Annotated in this window: 19 protein-coding genes; 17 read left to right on the top strand and 2 right to left on the bottom strand. The window is 62.6% G+C overall.

The window, feature by feature from the left end:
• Nucleotides 1-221: 221 nt before the first annotated feature.
• From urtB to ureG, 17 genes are all read left to right on the top strand, one after another.
• On the top strand, nucleotides 222-1826 hold the full coding sequence (urtB, locus tag QWE_RS09150; protein WP_006725827.1) for an urea ABC transporter permease subunit UrtB: 1605 nt from the start codon (nucleotides 222-224) through the stop codon (nucleotides 1824-1826).
• Nucleotides 1823-2992 carry an urea ABC transporter permease subunit UrtC gene (gene urtC / locus QWE_RS09145; protein WP_006725826.1) on the top strand — a complete coding sequence of 390 codons (1170 nt, stop codon included), beginning with the start codon at nucleotides 1823-1825 and terminating at the stop codon, nucleotides 2990-2992. Before urtB ends, urtC begins: the two co-directional genes overlap by 4 nt.
• 4 nt (nucleotides 2993-2996) lie before the next feature.
• Nucleotides 2997-3752, top strand: coding sequence for an urea ABC transporter ATP-binding protein UrtD (gene urtD, locus QWE_RS09140; protein ID WP_006725825.1), 756 nt, complete (start codon nucleotides 2997-2999; stop codon nucleotides 3750-3752).
• 217 nt (nucleotides 3753-3969) lie between these two features.
• Entirely contained in the window at nucleotides 3970-4665 is a 696-nt protein-coding gene (gene urtE, locus QWE_RS09135; protein WP_006725824.1) for an urea ABC transporter ATP-binding subunit UrtE, read from the top strand.
• A 97-nt stretch (nucleotides 4666-4762) separates the two neighbouring features.
• Nucleotides 4763-5890: a CE1 family esterase gene (locus QWE_RS09130; protein WP_006725823.1), complete on the top strand. Its 1128-nt coding sequence runs from the start codon at nucleotides 4763-4765 to the stop codon at nucleotides 5888-5890.
• Nucleotides 5833-6651 carry an urease accessory protein UreD gene (locus tag QWE_RS09125; RefSeq protein WP_006725822.1) on the top strand — a complete coding sequence of 273 codons (819 nt, stop codon included), beginning with the start codon at nucleotides 5833-5835 and terminating at the stop codon, nucleotides 6649-6651. Before QWE_RS09130 ends, QWE_RS09125 begins: the two co-directional genes overlap by 58 nt.
• Before the next feature lie 22 nt (nucleotides 6652-6673).
• Complete coding sequence (locus QWE_RS09120; protein ID WP_006725821.1) at nucleotides 6674-6976, top strand: urease subunit gamma; 303 nt, start codon at nucleotides 6674-6676, stop codon at nucleotides 6974-6976.
• Nucleotides 6977-6987: 11 nt separating this feature from the next.
• Nucleotides 6988-7242, top strand: a complete 255-nt coding sequence (locus QWE_RS09115) for a DUF1272 domain-containing protein (protein ID WP_006725820.1) — start codon at nucleotides 6988-6990, stop codon at nucleotides 7240-7242.
• Nucleotides 7243-7262: 20 nt separating this feature from the next.
• Nucleotides 7263-7568: an urease subunit beta gene (locus tag QWE_RS09110; RefSeq protein WP_006725819.1), complete on the top strand. Its 306-nt coding sequence runs from the start codon at nucleotides 7263-7265 to the stop codon at nucleotides 7566-7568.
• A 36-nt stretch (nucleotides 7569-7604) separates the two neighbouring features.
• Nucleotides 7605-8021: a lysozyme inhibitor LprI family protein gene (locus QWE_RS09105; RefSeq protein WP_040299772.1), complete on the top strand. Its 417-nt coding sequence runs from the start codon at nucleotides 7605-7607 to the stop codon at nucleotides 8019-8021.
• A gap of 12 nt (nucleotides 8022-8033) precedes the next feature.
• Entirely contained in the window at nucleotides 8034-8684 is a 651-nt protein-coding gene (locus tag QWE_RS09100; RefSeq protein WP_006725817.1) for a hypothetical protein, read from the top strand.
• A 5-nt stretch (nucleotides 8685-8689) separates the two neighbouring features.
• Nucleotides 8690-10402, top strand: a complete 1713-nt coding sequence (gene ureC / locus QWE_RS09095; protein WP_006725816.1) for an urease subunit alpha — start codon at nucleotides 8690-8692, stop codon at nucleotides 10400-10402.
• Nucleotides 10402-11085 (top strand): TIGR02117 family protein, encoded by a 684-nt coding sequence (locus QWE_RS09090; protein WP_006725815.1) that lies wholly within the window; start codon nucleotides 10402-10404, stop codon nucleotides 11083-11085. Before ureC ends, QWE_RS09090 begins: the two co-directional genes overlap by 1 nt.
• A gap of 165 nt (nucleotides 11086-11250) precedes the next feature.
• On the top strand, nucleotides 11251-12105 hold the full coding sequence (locus QWE_RS09085) for a GGDEF domain-containing protein (RefSeq protein WP_006725814.1): 855 nt from the start codon (nucleotides 11251-11253) through the stop codon (nucleotides 12103-12105).
• A gap of 65 nt (nucleotides 12106-12170) precedes the next feature.
• Entirely contained in the window at nucleotides 12171-12656 is a 486-nt protein-coding gene (ureE, locus tag QWE_RS09080; RefSeq protein ID WP_006725813.1) for an urease accessory protein UreE, read from the top strand.
• Nucleotides 12643-13335: an urease accessory protein UreF gene (locus QWE_RS09075; RefSeq protein ID WP_006725812.1), complete on the top strand. Its 693-nt coding sequence runs from the start codon at nucleotides 12643-12645 to the stop codon at nucleotides 13333-13335. Before ureE ends, QWE_RS09075 begins: the two co-directional genes overlap by 14 nt.
• A 28-nt stretch (nucleotides 13336-13363) precedes the next feature.
• Nucleotides 13364-13975 carry an urease accessory protein UreG gene (gene ureG / locus QWE_RS09070; RefSeq protein ID WP_006725811.1) on the top strand — a complete coding sequence of 204 codons (612 nt, stop codon included), beginning with the start codon at nucleotides 13364-13366 and terminating at the stop codon, nucleotides 13973-13975.
• Between the two features lie 32 nt (nucleotides 13976-14007).
• Here the strand turns inward: ureG and QWE_RS09065 are convergent, their stop codons facing one another.
• Both QWE_RS09065 and QWE_RS09060 read right to left on the bottom strand, forming a co-directional pair.
• The gene (locus QWE_RS09065) at nucleotides 14008-14691 is read right to left on the bottom strand and encodes a Crp/Fnr family transcriptional regulator (protein ID WP_040299866.1); all 684 of its coding nucleotides are present in this window, start codon (nucleotides 14689-14691) and stop codon (nucleotides 14008-14010) included.
• 275 nt (nucleotides 14692-14966) lie between these two features.
• Nucleotides 14967-18290 carry an efflux RND transporter permease subunit gene (locus tag QWE_RS09060; protein WP_006725809.1) on the bottom strand — a complete coding sequence of 1108 codons (3324 nt, stop codon included), beginning with the start codon at nucleotides 18288-18290 and terminating at the stop codon, nucleotides 14967-14969.
• Nucleotides 18291-18302 lie beyond the last annotated feature (12 nt).

The following is an 18302-nucleotide window of genomic DNA, read 5'->3' as shown; positions in this document are numbered from 1 at the left end:
CTTGAGGAGGGAGGTCATCGCGCAGCGATGGGTGGGTGTGATTTCGTGCACAGCGTCACCCCACCCCGAACCTTTGGTTCGACCCTCCCCCTCAAGGGGAGGGTGTTCGTGAACCGCAGTTAGCGGAACTACCCCTTCTTCCCGTTCACGGGGCGAAGGTGCCGGCAGGCGGATGAGGGGCTTTCCGAGCTCCGCCGCCCCGCCAACCGGGGGACAACAGAATGCTTATCCGTTTCATCACACTCGCCTTTCTCCTCCTCTCCTTCGCCGCGCCCTCCTTTGCGCAGAGCGATCCCAGAGATCTCATCAACGCGCTCGGAAAAGCCAATTTCAAGCAGGCCGAAGAGCTGCTCGGGCAGATCGCGGCCACCGCCGATCCCCGGGTCGTGCCGGCACTCGAGGCTTTTGCAGAGGGCGATCTTTATGTCCGCAAGTCCGACAATCAGGTCTTCATCACCAAGGCGGCCGGCAGCAATCTTGCGGCCATCGATCCGCTGACGGGCGAGACCGTCGCCGAAGAGCCGAAAGGTGCCTTCACCAAGGTCAAGGTCAACAACAGTCTCCGCCGCGCTATCCGTTCGGCGCTCGGCGGGCTGACCCTGCTCAGCCCCGACCGCAGGGTTCGGCTCGCCGCAGCCCAGGCCGTCCTCCAGTCGCCCGGTGCCGAAAACCTTGATCTCGTAGAGGCAGCTCTGGCGCAGGAAGAAGACGGGGAGGTGAAGGCCCGCATGGAAGAGGCGCGTGCTGTCTCGGTGCTCGCCTCCGACCGCTCGGTCGAGGAAAAGCGTGCCGCAATCGAAACCGTGGCGTCCCTCGGCGGCCGCGGGGCGATCGGCATCCTGATGTCAGTCTCCTCAACCATCGACGAAAGCCTGAGACCCGACCTCGATGCGGCCATATCCGGGCTCGAAAGCAAGCTGCTCCTTTGGGATGCGGCGGAGAATGTCTGGTACGGCATTTCGCTCGGATCGGTGCTGCTGCTCGCGGCCATCGGCCTTGCCATCACCTTCGGCGTCATGGGCATCATCAACATGGCGCATGGCGAGATGGTGATGATCGGCGCCTATTCCACCTTCGTGGTGCAGCAGGTCATCCGCACCAGCTATCCCGGGCTCTTCGACTGGTCCCTCGCCATTGCGCTTCCCGTTGCCTTCCTGATGACGGCGCTGATCGGCCTCGTCATCGAGCGCGGCGTCATCCGCTTCCTCTATGGACGGCCGCTCGAAACGCTGCTTGCCACCTGGGGTATCTCGCTGATCCTGCAGCAGACCGTGCGCACCATCTTCGGCCCGACCAACCAGGAAGTGGGCAACCCGTCCTGGATGTCAGGCTCCTTTGCGCTCGGCGGCATGACGATCACCTGGAACCGTCTGTGGATCGTGCTCTTCTCCCTCACCATCTTCTTTGCGCTTCTGGCGCTGATGAAGAAGTCCGCCTTCGGCCTGCAGATGCGCGCCGTCACCCAGAACCGCCGGATGGCGTCTTCCATGGGTATCCGCACCCCTTGGGTCGACGCCTTCACCTTTGCGCTCGGTTCGGGCATTGCCGGTATCGCCGGGGTGGCGCTTTCCCAGATCGACAATGTCTCTCCGAACCTCGGCCAAGCCTATATCATCGACAGTTTCATGGTCGTTGTCTTCGGCGGTGTCGGCAATCTCTGGGGCACGCTGGTCGGCGCCTTGTCACTCGGCATCCTCAACAAGTTCCTTGAACCGTCAGTGGGTGCCGTGCTCGGCAAGATCCTCGTGCTCGTGCTGATCATTCTCTTCATTCAGAAACGACCGCGCGGCCTCTTCGCGCTCAAGGGAAGGGCGGTGGAAGCATGATTACCGGCTTCATCTTACGCGCACTCGAAGGCAAGATCCTGATTGCCGCCGGCATCCTCGTCGCCTTCGCATTGCTCATTCCAGCGCTCAACCTGCTGATGCCGCCAGACAGTCCCTTGCATTTGCCGACCTACATCATGTCGCTGCTCGGCAAGTATCTCTGCTATGCGCTATTGGCGCTGGCGCTCGACCTCGTCTGGGGCTATTGCGGCATCCTTTCGCTCGGCCACGGCGCCTTCTTCGCCCTCGGTGGCTACGCGATGGGCATGTATCTGATGCGTCAGATCGGTTCCCGCGGCGTCTATGGGGATCCGATCCTGCCGGACTTCATGGTCTTCCTGAACTGGAAGGAATTGCCGTGGTTCTGGTACGGCATGGACATGTTCCCCGTCGCCATGGCGATGGTGCTGATCGTGCCCGGCCTGCTCGCCTTCGTCTTCGGCTGGTTCGCCTTCCGCTCGAGGGTCAATGGCGTCTATCTGTCGATCATCACTCAGGCGATGACCTATGCCCTGATGCTCGCCTTCTTCCGGAACGATATGGGCTTTGGCGGCAATAACGGCCTCACCGACTACAAGGAGATCCTCGGCTTCTCCGTCCAGGCCTCCGGCACGCGCGCCGTGCTCTTTGCGCTCTCGGCCATTTTCCTCGCACTCTGCCTGGTCATTGCGTCCGGCATCACGCGCTCGAAATTCGGCAAGGTGCTGGTCGGTGTGCGCGATGCGGAAAGCCGCGTACGTTTCCTCGGCTACCGGGTCGAGAACATCAAGCTCTTCACCTTCGTCGTCTCGGCGATGATGGCGGGCATTGCCGGCGCGCTCTTCGTGCCGCAGGTCGGCATCATCAATCCCGGCGAGTTTGCCCCGGCCAATTCCATCGAGGTGGTCGTATGGACCGCGGTCGGCGGACGCGGCACGCTGATCGGGCCGATCATCGGCGCGATCCTTGTCAACGTCGGCAAGAGCTACTTCACCGGCGCTTTCCCGGATCTCTGGCTCTTTGCGCTGGGCGGCCTCTTTATCTTCGTCACGCTTTTCCTGCCCAAGGGCATCGTCGGCACGGTCCAGGCCACTCTCGCGAAACGCAAGGACTATGCCCGCGAGGCCGACAAGGACGCTGCCAATAGCGACGTGAAACCCCAATCGGCCCCCGTGGCTGCGGAGTGAGACCATGAGCGAAAAGACCACGTCCAGCCTGCTCTATCTTGACGGCGTTTCCGTCTCCTTCGATGGCTTCAAGGCGCTGAACTCGCTCTCCTTCATCGTCGAGCCCGGTGAACTCCGCGCCATCATCGGCCCCAACGGCGCCGGCAAGACAACGATGATGGATATCATCACCGGCAAGACCCGGCCGGACGAGGGCGAGGTCTTCTTCGACGGCGGCAAGATCGATTTAACCAAGAAGGACGAGGCCGAGATCGCCCAGCTCGGGATCGGCCGCAAGTTCCAGAAGCCGACGGTGTTCGAAAGCCATACCGTCTGGGACAATCTGGAACTTGCGCTCAACCGCAAGCGCGGCGTCTTTGCCACGCTCTTCTACCGGCTGACGTCCGAAGACAAGGCGCGCATCGAGGAGATCCTCGAGACGGTGCGTCTGACTCACCGCAAGGACGAGCTCGCCGCCAATCTCTCCCACGGCCAGAAGCAATGGCTGGAGATCGGCATGCTGCTCGCTCAGGAGCCGAAGCTTTTGCTCGTCGACGAGCCGGTCGCCGGCATGACCGATGCCGAGACGGCGGAAACCGCCATTCTCCTGAAGGAAATCGCCAGGACGCGTTCCGTCGTCGTCGTCGAACACGACATGGGCTTCATCCGCGATCTCGGCGTCAAGGTCACCTGCCTGGCGGAAGGGTCGGTCTTGGCGGAAGGGTCGATCGATTTCGTCTCGAACGACCAGAAGGTCATCGAGAACTATCTGGGGCGGTGATGATGAGTGCAGTTCTCGGGATACCCCTCTCTGCCCTGCCGGGCATCTCCCCCACAAGGGGGGAGAGTAGCGCGGGACTGGCCGCTCGCCTTCCTGCGAGCGTTCAGATTAGCGCGGGGCTGGCTTGCTGGCTCCACTCTCCCCCCTTGTGGGGGAGATGTCACGCAGTGACAGAGGGGGGTATCCCCTCGCACCAACAGAGCGCGGAGCCCGCATCATGCTGACAGTCGAAAATGTCAATCTCCATTACGGTGCAGCCCAGGCTCTCCGAGGCGTCTCCATCAATGCCGAGATGGGCAAGATCACCTGCGTGCTCGGTCGCAACGGGGTCGGCAAGTCGTCGCTTCTGCGGGCCATCACCGGCCAGCATGCGGTGTCGGCCGGCACGATCACCTTCAATGGCCAGAAGCTGAATGGCATGGCGCCGTTCAACCGGGCGCGGACGGGTGTGGGTTATGTGCCGCAGGGCCGCGAGATCTTTCCGCTCCTAACGGTGAAGGAAAATCTCGAAACCGGATATGCGCCGCTGGAGCGCAAGGACTGCTTCATTCCGGATGATATCTTCGCGCTCTTCCCGGTGCTGGATACGATGCTATCCCGTCGCGGCGGCGATCTCTCCGGTGGCCAGCAGCAGCAGCTCGCGATCGGGCGGGCCATGGTGACGCGGCCGAAGATCCTGGTGCTGGACGAACCGACCGAGGGCATTCAGCCGTCGATCATCAAGGACATCGGCCGGGCGATCCGCTATCTTCGCGACACGACCGGCATGGCGATCCTGTTGGTCGAGCAATATCTGGATTTCTGTCGGGAGCTTGCCGATCACGTTTACATCATGGATCGTGGGGAGATCGTGCATCAGGGGGCTGCCGAAACGCTCGATACGCCGGAGGCACGGCGTCACCTGACCGTGTGATTTTGCATGACAGGGTTGATGATTTATTAGCGAAGTCGGGTTGATGCTGGGGCCACGCGTGATATTGAACGCGCACCTGCAAACAGAAGGCACATCCATGACAACCAGCACGGTTTTCCCACTCGTGCGGGCACGCGGTATTTCGCGCGTGGTCGCGGGGCTCTTTCTCTTCGGTCTGTCCAGCGCTGCCGCCCATGCGGCAGGGTGCGGCGAACCCGTCCAGGCCGGTCAGTACAGCCTGACCTTCCAGGCCGGAGGCGTGGAACGCGAGGCGATCTATGTCATCCCCTCAAACTATTCGGGCAAGAAGAAGGTTCCGCTGGTTCTCGATTTCCACGGCTCCAACAGCAATCCCAAGGTCCAGCTTGGCCGCAGCCACTGGAACGAGGTTGCCGAGCGCGAGGGCTTCGTCGTGATGGCGTTGGCCGGCAGCCTCAAGGGCGAGATGCCGAGTACCTATGCCTGGAACGTGCCCGGTGTCACGCAAGCCCAGGGGGCGGATGAGTCGCAGGCGATCCGCGAACTTCTCAAGCGCGCCAAGGAGACGCTCTGCATCGACGCGAGCAAGGTCTACGCCTCCGGCTATTCCGGCGGCGGGCGGATGCTGTCGCAGTATATCTGCAATGGCTATGGCGACTTCGCTGCCGCCGGCTTCGTCATGGGCCTGCGTGCAGGGACGCCTGTCGAGGAAAACGGTGTCTGGCAGCCGCGCCGCGAAAGCTGCCAGCCCAGCCGCCCGGTTTCGATCATCGCCTTTTCGGGCAAGAAGGATCACGTCAATCCGTTCGCGGGCGGCGGCAAGGCCTATTGGCGTTATGGCGGCGAAGTGGCACTCAACCGCTGGGCCGAACTCAACGGCTGCGACTCGCGGGCCTCGATGGAAGCCGGCGACAATGCTGATGTCGCGATCTATGCCGGTTGCCGAACCGGAACCAGCGTCGTCTCCTATGTGATTGCCAGCGCTGATCACGCCTGGCCGGCCCGCACCGTCCGGTTCCGCCTTGCCTCCAACGGCGACAAGGCGATCCGTGAGGTTGATGCCACCGACAGACTGTGGGAGTTCTTCAAGGCTTCGGGCGGCGAGATGATCGCGACGGTCGCGGTCGACGCTGTCTGCGGCGACAAACAGAAAACCGCCGCGGTCAGCGATGGCGGGCAGGGGACACGGTGCACGCCATCCAGCAAACCAGACAGCAACGCGCCCGCGGTATCGGGAGACTTGTAACCAAGTCGCTCGGCGGGCGCACGCGCATCGCCGAGCTTTACCAGGAGGGGGCGGCCAAGCTCCGCCTGCCTGAGAGCTTCACCGACGAACTCGAAGCGGTGACGATCAACACCGCCGGCGGCATTACCGGCGGTGACCAGTTCGACTGGAGCTTTCGTGCCGGCCCCGGCAGCTTTCTGACTGCCACGACCCAGGCCTGCGAGAAGATCTACAAGGCATCCGCCGGCACCGGCCAGATCACCACGCGGATCGAGGTGGGCGAGGGCGCCCGCATGCACTGGCTGCCACAGGAAAGCATTCTCTTCGACAACGCATCACTCACCCGCCGGCTTGAGGTCGACCTCGCTGCGGACGCCGAATTCCTCGCTGTCGAGGCCATCCTGCTCGGGCGCAAGGCGATGGGCGAGGCCATGAATACGGGCCTTGTGCGCGACCGTTGGCGGATCCGCCGGGCAGGGCAATTGCTGCATGCCGAAGAGCTGAAACTCGAGGGCGATGTCGCCAACCTTGTGGCGTCGCCGGCGGTGCTGGCCGGGCGCGTTGCCTTTGCGACTCTCATCCTTGTCAGTCCCCGTGCCGAAGCGCTGGTCCGCCCAATTCGTGAGCAGATCGGTGAAGAATTGGGCGGCGTAAGTCATTGGCAAGGCAAGCTTGTTGCCCGTATCGCCGCCCCTGACGGGTTTGCCTTGAGAAAAATCCTGATCCCGGTCATTTCGGCCTTGCGCGGGGGCGCGTCTGTGCCAAAAGTCTGGACTCTCTGACGAACACGCCATTGGAGCACGCATGAATCTGACGCCACGGGAAAAGGACAAACTGCTGATCGCGATGGCCGCCATGGTGGCCCGTCGTCGGCTGGAACGGGGCGTGAAGCTCAATTATCCGGAAGCGATCGCGCTGATCACCGACTTCGTCGTCGAAGGTGCGCGTGACGGTCGGGCGGTGGCGGATCTGATGGAGGCGGGCGCCCATGTTATCACCCGCGACCAGGTGATGGAAGGCATTGCCGAGATGATCCACGACGTGCAGATCGAGGCGACCTTCCCGGACGGCACCAAGCTTGTCACCGTCCACGAACCCATTCGTTGAGGACTGAGACCATGGCGCTGGAGCTTCGACCCAATTGCGAATGCTGCGACAAGGATCTGCCGCCGGAGAGCCAGGCGATGATCTGCAGCTTCGAATGCACCTATTGCGCCGACTGCGCCTCGACCACGCTTGCTGGCATCTGCCCGAATTGCGGTGGGGAACTCGTGCGTCGGCCGATCCGGCCTTCAGCCAAGCTTCCCAGCAATCCGGCGTCCACCACACGCGTCCTGAAAGCCGAGGGCTGCCAGCCTTCGCGCGCCGCCTGAACCTGCTCAAGGAGAGATCGATGATCCCCGGTGAAATCATTGCCGCGCCTGGCGAAATCGAATTGAATGCCGGTCATCTGACCGTGACGATCGAAGTCTCCAACAGCGGCGATCGGCCCGTCCAGGTGGGCAGCCACTACCACTTCTTCGAGACCAATGCCGGACTGCTCTTCGAGCGTGACAAGGCGCGCGGCATGCGGCTCGATATTCCGGCTGGAACGGCGGTGCGCTTCGAGCCGGGGCAGACGCGTCAGGTGACGCTGATCCCGCTGTCTGGCAAGCGCGAGGTCTATGGTTTCCGCCAGCAGGTCATGGGCAGCCTCTGAGATGCGCGAGGCGGGGGCTTGGTCATGGGGCGAGCGATGAACTGGAGCGTGATCCTGATGCTGTGCGGTTGCGTATTGCTGCAAGACGCGCCGGCCTCGGGTGAGGACGTGTGGGACGTCGATTGCAACAATGCCCAGACCCAGGCCGACATGAACCAGTGTGCGGCCGAGGACTATCGAAAAGCCGATGCCGCAATGAATGCCCAGTGGGCCGAGACGCGAGCCGCCATGCTTGCATGGGACAAGGCGACGCCACCCTCGGACGGTAATGGAGCAGCCAAACGGCTTCTGGCTTCGCAGCGTGCCTGGCTCGCCTATCGCGACGCGGCCTGCGATGTCGAAGGTTACTCGGTCGAAGGTGGTTCGATGCAGCCATTGGTGATTTCATCCTGCCTTGCGGAGCTGACGCGGCGCCGCACCGAGGAGCTGAAATCGCTGGTCGGGCTCTTTTGAGGGTGTGACGCGATGGCTCAGGCGAGACAGATCATGATTGTCGGCAATGGTCCTGTTGATGCGGCGGCAGCGCCTCTGATCGACGCGGCCGATCTGGTGATCCGCTTCAACGGCAGCCGGAATTTCGGTTCAGCCGGACGCAAGACCGACATCATCGCCGTCTGCAATACCGGGCGACCGGGGGCTCAGATGCTCGCCGATCCCGCCTGGCGCGAGAGCGAAGCCGTGCAACGGACCGCCGAGATTTGGTCCGTACGCGATCCCGACAAGTTCGCCGAACTCAAGCCGCAGCTGGCGATCAGCCATCCCGAGCTCGACGATTTCTGCGACGATTACACCGATGGTTTCGCGACCTTTGCGACGGCCAATGGCAAGCAGCACCGGATCATCCATGGCGACGTGCACACGGCCTTGGATGAGGCGCTTCTGGCGCTCGATGCCGAACCCTATGTCGTGCCGTCGAGCGGCATGGTGGTGATTCAGGCGCTGCTCACCGATCCCCGACATGCCGAGGATACCATCATCCTCGCGGGCTTCGGCCATAGCGGCTGGGATGGCCATCCCTTCGAAGCCGAGCGCCGTCTGGTGGATCGCTACATTGCCAGCGGCCGCGTGATGCGCCTGCAACCTCTCTTTGCTTCCTCCCTCTCCCAAGGAACCTGACACCCATGTCCTACAAGATGTCCCGCGCCGCCTATGCTTCGATGTTCGGTCCGACCACGGGCGACAAGGTACGTCTTGCAGATACGGAACTGTTCATCGAGGTGGAGAAGGATTTCACCACCTATGGAGAAGAGGTGAAGTTCGGTGGCGGCAAGGTCATCCGTGACGGCATGGGCCAGAGCCAGGTGACGCGAGCGGACGGCGCCGTCGATACCGTCATCACCAATGCTCTCATCCTCGATCACTGGGGCATCGTGAAGGCCGATATCGGGCTCAAGGACGGGCGCATCGTCGCTATTGGCAAAGCCGGCAATCCGGACACGCAGCCTGACGTCAACATCATCGTTGGTCCCGGCACCGAAGCGATTGCCGGAGAAGGCAAGATCATCACCGCCGGCGGCATGGATGCGCATATCCACTTCATCTGCCCGCAGCAGATCGAGGAGGCGCTGATGTCCGGCCTCACCTGCATGTTGGGCGGCGGCACGGGGCCGGCGCATGGCACGCTTGCAACCACCTGCACGCCCGGACCCTGGCATATCGCCCGGATGATCGAGGCCGCCGATGCCTTCCCGATGAACCTCGCCTTTGCCGGCAAGGGCAACGCCTCGCTACCCGGCGCGCTTGAGGAAATGGTTCTTGGAGGTGCGACCTCGCTCAAGCTGCATGAGGACTGGGGCACGACGCCTGGCGCCGTCGATTGCTGCCTCTCGGTCGCCGACCAGTATGACGTCCAGGTGATGATCCACACGGACACGCTGAACGAAAGCGGCTTCGTCGAGGATACGGTCAATGCCATCCGTGGCCGCACGATCCACGCCTTCCATACGGAAGGGGCGGGCGGCGGTCATGCGCCTGACATCATCAAAATCTGCGGCCAGATGAACGTTATCCCGTCGTCGACCAATCCGACGCGGCCTTACACAGTCAATACGATCGCCGAGCATCTGGACATGCTGATGGTCTGCCATCACCTGTCGTCGTCGATCCCTGAGGATATCGCCTTTGCCGAAAGCCGTATACGCAAGGAAACGATCGCGGCGGAAGACATCCTGCACGACATCGGCGCCTTCTCGATCATCTCCTCCGACAGTCAGGCCATGGGTCGCGTCGGCGAAGTCATCATCCGCACCTGGCAGACGGCCGACAAGATGAAACGTCAGCGCGGCGCCCTGCCGTCCGAGACCGGCGACAACGACAACATGCGCGCCAAGCGTTATATCGCGAAATACACGATCAACCCGGCAATCGCCCATGGGGTGTCTCACGAGATCGGATCGGTCGAAGTCGGCAAACGCGCCGATCTCGTGATCTGGAACCCGGCCTTCTTCGGCGTGAAGCCCGACATGATCCTGATGGGCGGCATGATTGCCGCTGCCCCGATGGGCGACCCGAACGCCTCGATCCCGACACCGCAGCCGGTGCACTACCGGCCGATGTTTGGCGCCTATGGCAAGGCGCGCACCAATACCTCCGTGACTTTCGTCAGCCAGGCGGCGATTGATTCCGGCCTCGGCAACCGTCTCGGTGTCGCCAAACAGCTGGTCGCGGTGAAAAACACCCGTGGCGGAATTTCGAAGAAGTCGATGATCCACAACGACTTGACGCCGCATGTAGAAGTGGATCCGGAAACCTATGAAGTGCGCGCCGATGGGGAACTCCTGACCTGCGAGCCGGCAACTAAGCTGCCGATGGCGCAGCGGTATTTCCTGTTCTGATGATTGCGGCTCTCCGGTTGCTGAAATGGAAGGGCGGCCTGTTGGCCGCCCTTCTGGTCTCTCTGGCCTTGGGAACAGTCGTCCCCCGCCCTCTGACCACGCCTGCTGGTGCCGCCGTTCAGGGCGAGATGCAGATCCTGCTGCTCGCCAACCCGATCCACACGGATATCGCGCTGCCCGTCGATGACGAAATCAGGGCCGCCTTTGCCGATCTCGTTCCCTCGGGCCTGCCGGTCGACATGCCCGGTGTCGAGTATCTGATCATCGGCTGGGGTGGGCGGTCCTTCTACATCGAAACGCCGACCTGGGGCGATATCCGGCCGCTGCCGGTCCTGAAGGCTCTGACCATTGACCGCTCCGTGCTGCATGTCTCGGTTGCCGGTCCGATCGATCCTGGCCATCCCACCGTGCGTCCGCTCATCGTGACACCGGAAGAGCGCAGCCGGATGATCGCAGCGATCCGGGAGAGCTTCATCCGCGATGGCGGTTTGCCGGTTGCCATTCCGGGTGCTGCCTATGGTGCCGACGATGTGTTCTTCGAGGCCAAAGGTGCCTTCAACGCCCTCATCGGCTGCAACACCTGGACGGCTGCGGTGTTGCGGGAGGGTGGGGTGCGTACCGGCTGGTGGACGCCCCTGCCGCAATTGCTCGATCTTTCCATCGATCTTCACCACGGCGCCTGAGGCATGGCCCTCATCATCTAACCGCGCGTCACCGGATGACAATCTCGTCCAATTTAGGGGCTTCCGAAGTCAATGCGGCGATCGATCGTATTTTAGCGATTCGATTAGGGATTGAGGAAGCGACACTGCCTAATCCAGTACGCATCTTCATGAAGGAGCGGGCGGTTGAGTCGCGGCAGCAAATGGCTTTGGCGGCAGGTCGATGTGGGGGCGCTGGACAGCGCCGGCGCGGTCCGTCGCTTTGCCCTGTCGGTGGGCTTCCGGGCGGTGATCGTGACCAGCCTGGCAGGCCTCGTCTTGCTGCCGCTCCTTTATGTCCTCAAGGTCGTTGCCACGCCGATCGACCAGACCATGCGGCTGATGGTGGCCTTTTCCTGGCTGTTCGGCGGTGTGCTTTCGGCGGCTTGCGCCTTCGTCGCCGGCCATGTGGTGCGTGAACTCGTGCTGACGCGGCGCAGGTTCGAGCGTCTCAGCCGCACCGACACCCTGTCCGGTCTCGCCAATCGCCGCGCTTTCAACGAGGCGTCTCTCGCCACAGGCGGGGAGGCCTCGCTGGCGATCATCGATGTCGACCGGTTCAAGACGATCAATGACCGCTACGGCCATCAAACGGGGGATCGCGTCATTCAAGCGATATCCAATCTCTTAAAGGAGGTGTTTGGCGAAGCGCAGCTCGTCGCTCGCCTCGGCGGGGAGGAATTCGGCGTCATCGTCAGGGGGGGCAGCGTCGCCGAAAGGCTTGCCCTTGTCGAGCAGGCGAGACGTCGTGTGGCGGCCGAAACGATCCTGTTTCAGGATGCGGAGCTTCGCGTTACGGTTTCGGCTGGCGTTGCCGAATTTACGCCGGAGAAGCGCCCCGAAAGCGTCTATGCCTGGGCCGACAAGGCACTGTACCTGGCCAAGGAGAGCGGACGGGACTGCGTTTTCCATGAGAATTCGCTCACCCTCGTCGAGGCCTTCCCGAGCGACCATGCACCTGATGATGTTCAGCTTTTTGCGGCCATCGGACGCCGGGGCTGAAGAACGATCTTGCTGTTTGCCTCATTCCTGTGCATGGTTCAAAAAACAGCCATGCCGGAGTTTTCATGCAGCGCGCAACGTCTTTCAAACCCGCCGGTTTCATCACCGACGCGCCTGATGGCGTTGTTGTGCTTCCCCATGACGGGCGCCATCTGCGGCGCAAGCTCTTGCATCTCGACAATGGCGAGATGGTCATGCTCGACCTCAAGGAGCCGGTGCTGTTTCATCATGGAGATCGGCTCGTGCTCGACGATGGCACGACCATCGAGATTCAGGCGGCGGAGGAGCGGCTCTTCGAGATCCGTGCGCGCGACACGCTGCATCTGATCGAACTCGCCTGGCATCTCGGAAACCGGCATCTGGCGGCCCAGATCGAGACCGATCGCATTCTCATCCAGCGCGATCACGTCATCCGCGACATGCTGGCCGGGCTCGGTGCCGAGGTCAGCGAAGTCGTCGAGCCGTTCCAGCCGGTGCGCGGGGCCTATCATGCCCATGGTGGCCACGGATCTCACGGGGGGCACCAGGATGCCGGCCATGGCCACGGCTGAACTAGGAGCCGGTGGCTTTGCCGGACGCCAGGCGCTCCTGCGTCTGATGGCCTGGCTGTCTCCGGCCTTCCCGGTCGGCGGCTTCTCCTATTCGGCGGGCTTCGAGAGCGCGGTGGTCGAGGGCCATGTCGTCGATGGCGACGCGGTCGAGGCATGGCTTCAGATGCTGATGAGCGATGGCGGGCTGCGCAATGATGCGATCCTGCTTTCCGAAGCGCATCGCTGCCAGAAGGAGGGAAGGGCGCTGGGGGTCCTGATCGCCCTCGCAACAGCACTGGCGGGCTCTGCAGAGCGGCATGCTGAGATCACCCGGCTCGGCGAGGCATTCGTCAAGGCCGCCGCTGCCTGGCCGCATCCGGTGATCGACGCATTGGCGGGGCCTGTTCCCTACAGCGTCGCTGTCGGAGCGGTGGCCTCAGCCCATGGGATCGACCGATTGGACGCACTTGCCGCCTTTCTGCATGCACAGGTGTCGCAATATGTCTCAGTCGCGATCCGCCTCGGGGTGATCGGACAGACGCGCGGCGTGGCGATCCTCGCTATATCGGAAAGCCTCATTCTCGATGCTGCCGCCAGTTTTTCCGAGCTCGGCCTCGACGATCTCGGATCAGCGACCGTGATTGCCGATACGCTCAGCATGCGCCACGAGACGCAATATTCACGGCTTTTCCAATCCTAGGCGAAAGCGCTTACACAGGACGAAGATGATGAAATCGAAGAATGGTCCTCTCCGCGTCGGAATCGGTGGGCCGGTCGGATCCGGCAAGACGGCGCTCACTGAAAAGCTCTGCAAGGCCATGCGCGACGACTATTCGGTCGCGGTCGTGACCAACGACATCTATACGCGCGAGGACGCGGACGCGCTGATCCGCATGCAGGCTTTGAGTTCGGACCGCGTCGTCGGCGTTGAAACCGGCGGCTGTCCGCATACGGCCATCCGCGAGGATGCCTCGATCAATCTGAAGGCCATTGCCGATCTCAATGCACGCATTCCGGATCTCGATGTGGTCTTCATCGAATCAGGAGGCGACAATCTCGCGGCAACCTTCTCGCCCGACCTCGCTGACATCACCCTTTACGTCATCTCGGTGTGCCAGGGCGAGGAAATCCCGCGCAAGGGCGGTCCAGGCATCACCCGGTCGGATCTGCTTGTCATCAACAAGACGGATCTCGCGCCGCATGTCGGCGTCGATCTCGAGGTCATGGAGCGGGATGCGGGACGGATGCGCTCGGAGCGCCCCTTCGTCTTTACCGATCTAAAGCGGGGTTCCGGCGTCGACAGGATCGTCAGCTTCCTGCAGCAGAGTGGGGGGCTCTGAGCGGAAGCCCGGGGTGCCGGGTGCCGATGCCGTCAGATCTGCCTGAGGGCGTTGACGTCGCTGATCTGAATGGTGCGTCCACGCACGATGACGCCGGCGCGGCGCAGTGAAGAGAAGGCCCGGGACAGGGCCTCTGGCGCCAGGCCCAGCTTGCCCGCAAGCAGGCTCTTCTGGAAGGGCAGGCGGATGGAGGCCGGGCCGCCCTCGGCTTCGCAATGGGTCAGGAGATAATGCGCCACGCGCTGCGGGGCGGTCTGCAGGCGGTCATTGGCAATACAGTCCATGGTCGTGCGCAGATGGTCGGACAGGCAGCGGATGACCGCCTTTGCGACATCCTTCTCCTGTTCGGAGAGGGCCCGAACGCGCTGCAGGTCAAAACGAGCAAGCGTCACCGTTTCAGCCGCCTGGGCGTTGTAGAGATACTTGTCGCCGACAGCCAGCAGGCACTCCGCAAAGGTGTCCCCGGGACCGCAGATGCGGATGTCGGCCTCTCGGCCGTCCTTGTTAAGGCGATAAAGGCGCACATAGCCGGTCAGCACGCTGTAGAAGCTGTCGGCAGGCTCTCCTTCGCGGAAAAGGACCTCGCGCGCCTCGTAGGTGGAGATGTTGGCGATCTCCATCATCGAGGCCATCGCCGTGGGGCCCAGTTGTGACAAGAACGACGTCCGCAGAAGCGTGTTCTTGTCGCGCGCGTTCAGTCTCAGGATCTTGTTCACGGTCGTCACGGCTCCCCATCCATCGCGGTATCAGGGCATGCACCGCTGCGGTCGTCGTGCCGCTTCCGCCTCGCCGGATGTGCACGTCTTCTGCAGGTCCGGGTGATCGTGCCCTTTCCAGTGACAGTCACATTATCGCGAGCAAGGGGAGACCGGATTGATTTCGATCAACCGCAAAGCGGCAAATCAGATTTTCCTAATCTGAGTGTCGCAGCTGCTAAAACGCCAAAAGCCGGGCGCTTGGGCCCGGCCTCTGCTGACGATGTGGAAACGTCTTACTCTGCCGCGAGCGGTGGCAGGTTGATGACATTGCCGTTGCCATCGCTCTTGCGGTTGACCGGCTGGCTGCGTTCGACGGCTGCGACACGCTTTTCCATCGCTTCAATGGCCTGCACGTTCTTGCGGGCGAGGAAGGAGAGGACTTCCGGCGTGAGCGGCTCTTCCTCTTCCTCCTTCTTGCCGACGAAGCGACCGAAGAACCACCCGAGCAGTCGGGAGACATCGTCGAGGATCAGGAAGAAGGCCGGCACGACCACGAGGCTCAAGACAGTCGAGACGATGATGCCGCCGATGACCGCGATTGCCATTGGCGCACGGAACGAGCCACCTTCGCCGACGCCGAGCGCCGAGGGCAACATGCCCGCGGACATGGCGATCGAAGTCATGATGATCGGGCGGGCGCGCTTGCGGCCCGCTTCGACCATGGCCTCGAGCCGGTGCATGCCCTGACGGCGCATTTCGATCGCGAAGTCCACCAGCAGGATGGCGTTCTTCGTCACGATACCCATCAGCATCAGAATGCCGATGAGGACGGGCATTGAAAGCGCGTTGTTGGTGATGATCAGTGCGACTGCCACGCCGCCGATCGCAAGCGGCAGTGAGAACAGGATGGTGAAGGGCTGGATCACGTCCTTGAAGAGCAGGATCAGCACCGTCAGCACCAGAAGCAGGCCGAGGATCATGGCGTTGACGAAGCTCTGCTGCATCTCGGCCTGGATCTTGGCGTCGCCGCTTTCAGCCAGACGGACACTTGCGGGGATCTCGGCATTCTCCACCGTCGTTCGGAAGGCGGCCGTTGCCGTATCGAGGGCGACACCCTGCGGCAGTCCTGCACCGATCGAAACGACACGGTTGCGATCGTTGCGCTTGATCGATGAGACGCCTTCCGCGTATTCGATGTCGGCGACGCTGGAGAGGGGCACGGTGGCGCCGCTAGCCGTGCGCACCTTCAGTGAACGGATGGCGGCGAGATCCGTGCGCAGGCCAAGCGAAGCTTGGACCCGGATCGGGATCTGGCGGTTGTCGAGCGAGATCTTCGGCAGGGCTGCATCCACGTCGCCGATGGTTGCCACACGAACCGTCTGGGCGATCTGCTGCGCGGTGATGCCAAGGCGGGCTGCCTCGTCGGCGCGGGGGCGGATCTGCAGTTCCGGCCGCGGCAGGGCACCGTCGGCGCTGACATTGGCGAGTTCCGGCACCTGGCGAAGCTTGGCTTCAAGTATGCCGACAGCCTGGTTCAGCTCTTCCTCGTTCTTGGAGAGGAAGTTGAAGGTGATGTCGCGCTCACCGCGGTCATTGAGCTTGGTGACCCGGATATCCGGAATGCCGGCAAGCTTTGCGAAGACTTCTTCCTCGACATCCCATTGCGGGCGGATGCGGCCGTTTTCGGGAAGTTTCGGCAGATATTGGCCGATCAGCGGAATGCTGCCGAGACCGCCATTGACGAGCGTCTTGGCGAGCGAATGCTCGATCCGATCGAGGTTCATGGTGACGCTCGCACGGCGCAGCTCCAGATCCCCGCGCGGCGAGGAACCGCCGAGGATGAAGATGCTGTCGACATCAGACACGTCCTGGATGGCTGCGTAGATCTCGTCCGTCTTGCGTTCCGTTTCGTCGAGCGTCGCATTTGGCGGAAGCTCGACCGAGAGCACGATACGGCCTGCATCTTCCGGCGGAATGAAGCTGCCGGGGACGCCGGCGAGAAGGATGATCGAGCCCACCAGGAAGGCGATGGCAGCAGCTAGCGTGCCGAGACGCGAATACCAGTGGCGCGTCGTGAAGCGCACGAGCTTCGTGTAGAGCTTCAGCGGCAGGCTGTCGTTGTCGTGATGGTCGTCCATCGCGTCTTCCGCCCGCATGAGATAGGCGGCCATCATCGGGGTGATGAGACGCGCCACAAGCAGCGAGAAGAAGACGGAGAAGGCCACAGTCAGGCCGAACTGGATGAAGTACTGGCCGGGAATGCCCGGCATGAAGGACACCGGCACGAAGACGGCGATGATCGTAAACGTCGTCGCGATGACGGCGAGACCGATTTCGTCCGCCGCCTCGATGGCCGCCCGGTACGGCGTCTTGCCCATCTTGATGTGTCGGGCGATGTTTTCCACCTCGACGATCGCATCGTCGACGAGAATACCCGTCGCCAGCGTGAGCGCCAGGAACGAGACGAGGTTCAGCGAGAAGCCCATCATGTCCATGACCCAGAAGGTCGGGATGGCAGACAGCGGCAGGGCAACGGCGGAGATGAGTGTCGCACGCCAGTTGCGCAGGAAAAGCAGAACCACGATTACGGCGAGGATCGCACCCTCGACGAGGGTGTGCATAGCGGCTTCGTAGTTGCCGTAGGTGAAGTAGACCGAGTCGTCGATCATCTCGATCTGGACATCGGGGTTCTCCGCGCGAACCGTGGCGAGGCTTTCGGCGACGGTTTCAGCGACCGTGACTTCGCTGGCGCCCTTGGCACGGAAGACGGCGAAGGACACGACCGGCTTGCCGTCGTGACGGGCGAAGGACCTCTGTTCCTCGTAAGTGTCGTAGACACGGCCGAGATCCGAGAGCTTGACGAAACGACCGCCGGGCAGGGCGATGGTGGTGTTCGCAAGGCTTTCCACATCGCGGTTGTCACCGAGTGTGCGGATCGACTGCTCGGCACCCGCCACCTGACCCCGGCCCGAGCCGAGATCGACATTGGTGCCCTTCAACTGACCAGAGATGTCTGATGCTGTCACGCCCAGTGCATCCAGACGATTGGGATCAAGTTCGACGCGCACCTCGCGGTCGGCACCGCCGTAACGGTCGACGCGGCCGATGCCGGGCTGTCCCTGCAAGGCGCGCTTGACGGTATCGTCGACGAACCACGAGAGCTCGGCAAGATTCATGTTCGGTGAGGAAACAGCGAAGCTCTGGATTGCCTGGCCCTCGACGTCGATCTTGGTGACGATCGGCTCCTCGACGGAGGCCGGAAGATCGCCACGAATCTGGTCGATCGCGTCCTTGACGTCCTGTACCGCCTGTTCGGTCGGCACTTCCAAGCGGAACATGACAACCGTCTGGGACTGGCCGTCGGTGACGGTCGAATTGATCTCGTCGACGCCGGTGATCGCGGCCACCGCGTCTTCGACTTCCTTCGTCACCTGGCTTTCGAGCTCAACCGGGGAAGCGCCGCTCTGGCCGACGGTGATTGCCACCAGGGGCACGTCGATGTTGGGGAAGCGGGTGATCGGCAGCGCATTGAACGACTGGATGCCGACGACCATCAACAGGAAGAAGGCCAGAATCGGCGCAATCGGATTGCGTATGGACCATGCAGAGAAGTTCATGGCGTCGTCGCC

This window comes from Agrobacterium albertimagni AOL15 (assembly GCF_000300855.1).
GTDB lineage: Bacteria > Pseudomonadota > Alphaproteobacteria > Rhizobiales > Rhizobiaceae > Allorhizobium > Allorhizobium albertimagni.
Note: the sequence above shows the minus strand (reverse complement) of the source record. Positions and strands in the feature narration are given on the sequence as shown.

Excerpts from the sequence above, each read along its gene's own strand:
- urtB (WP_006725827.1), top strand. The coding sequence starts at position 222 with ATGCTTATCCGTTTCATCACACTCGCCTTTCTCCTCCTCTCCTTCGCC.
- urtC (WP_006725826.1), top strand. The coding sequence starts at position 1,823 with ATGATTACCGGCTTCATCTTACGCGCACTCGAAGGCAAGATCCTGATT.
- urtD (WP_006725825.1), top strand. The coding sequence starts at position 2,997 with ATGAGCGAAAAGACCACGTCCAGCCTGCTCTATCTTGACGGCGTTTCC.
- urtE (WP_006725824.1), top strand. The coding sequence starts at position 3,970 with ATGCTGACAGTCGAAAATGTCAATCTCCATTACGGTGCAGCCCAGGCT.
- QWE_RS09130 (WP_006725823.1), top strand. The coding sequence starts at position 4,763 with ATGACAACCAGCACGGTTTTCCCACTCGTGCGGGCACGCGGTATTTCG.
- QWE_RS09120 (WP_006725821.1), top strand. The coding sequence starts at position 6,674 with ATGAATCTGACGCCACGGGAAAAGGACAAACTGCTGATCGCGATGGCC.
- QWE_RS09115 (WP_006725820.1), top strand. The coding sequence starts at position 6,988 with ATGGCGCTGGAGCTTCGACCCAATTGCGAATGCTGCGACAAGGATCTG.
- QWE_RS09110 (WP_006725819.1), top strand. The coding sequence starts at position 7,263 with ATGATCCCCGGTGAAATCATTGCCGCGCCTGGCGAAATCGAATTGAAT.
- QWE_RS09105 (WP_040299772.1), top strand. The coding sequence starts at position 7,605 with ATGAACTGGAGCGTGATCCTGATGCTGTGCGGTTGCGTATTGCTGCAA.
- QWE_RS09100 (WP_006725817.1), top strand. The coding sequence starts at position 8,034 with ATGGCTCAGGCGAGACAGATCATGATTGTCGGCAATGGTCCTGTTGAT.
- ureC (WP_006725816.1), top strand. The coding sequence starts at position 8,690 with ATGTCCTACAAGATGTCCCGCGCCGCCTATGCTTCGATGTTCGGTCCG.
- QWE_RS09090 (WP_006725815.1), top strand. The coding sequence starts at position 10,402 with ATGATTGCGGCTCTCCGGTTGCTGAAATGGAAGGGCGGCCTGTTGGCC.
- ureE (WP_006725813.1), top strand. The coding sequence starts at position 12,171 with ATGCAGCGCGCAACGTCTTTCAAACCCGCCGGTTTCATCACCGACGCG.
- QWE_RS09075 (WP_006725812.1), top strand. The coding sequence starts at position 12,643 with ATGGCCACGGCTGAACTAGGAGCCGGTGGCTTTGCCGGACGCCAGGCG.
- ureG (WP_006725811.1), top strand. The coding sequence starts at position 13,364 with ATGAAATCGAAGAATGGTCCTCTCCGCGTCGGAATCGGTGGGCCGGTC.
- QWE_RS09060 (WP_006725809.1), bottom strand. The coding sequence starts at position 18,290 with ATGAACTTCTCTGCATGGTCCATACGCAATCCGATTGCGCCGATTCTG.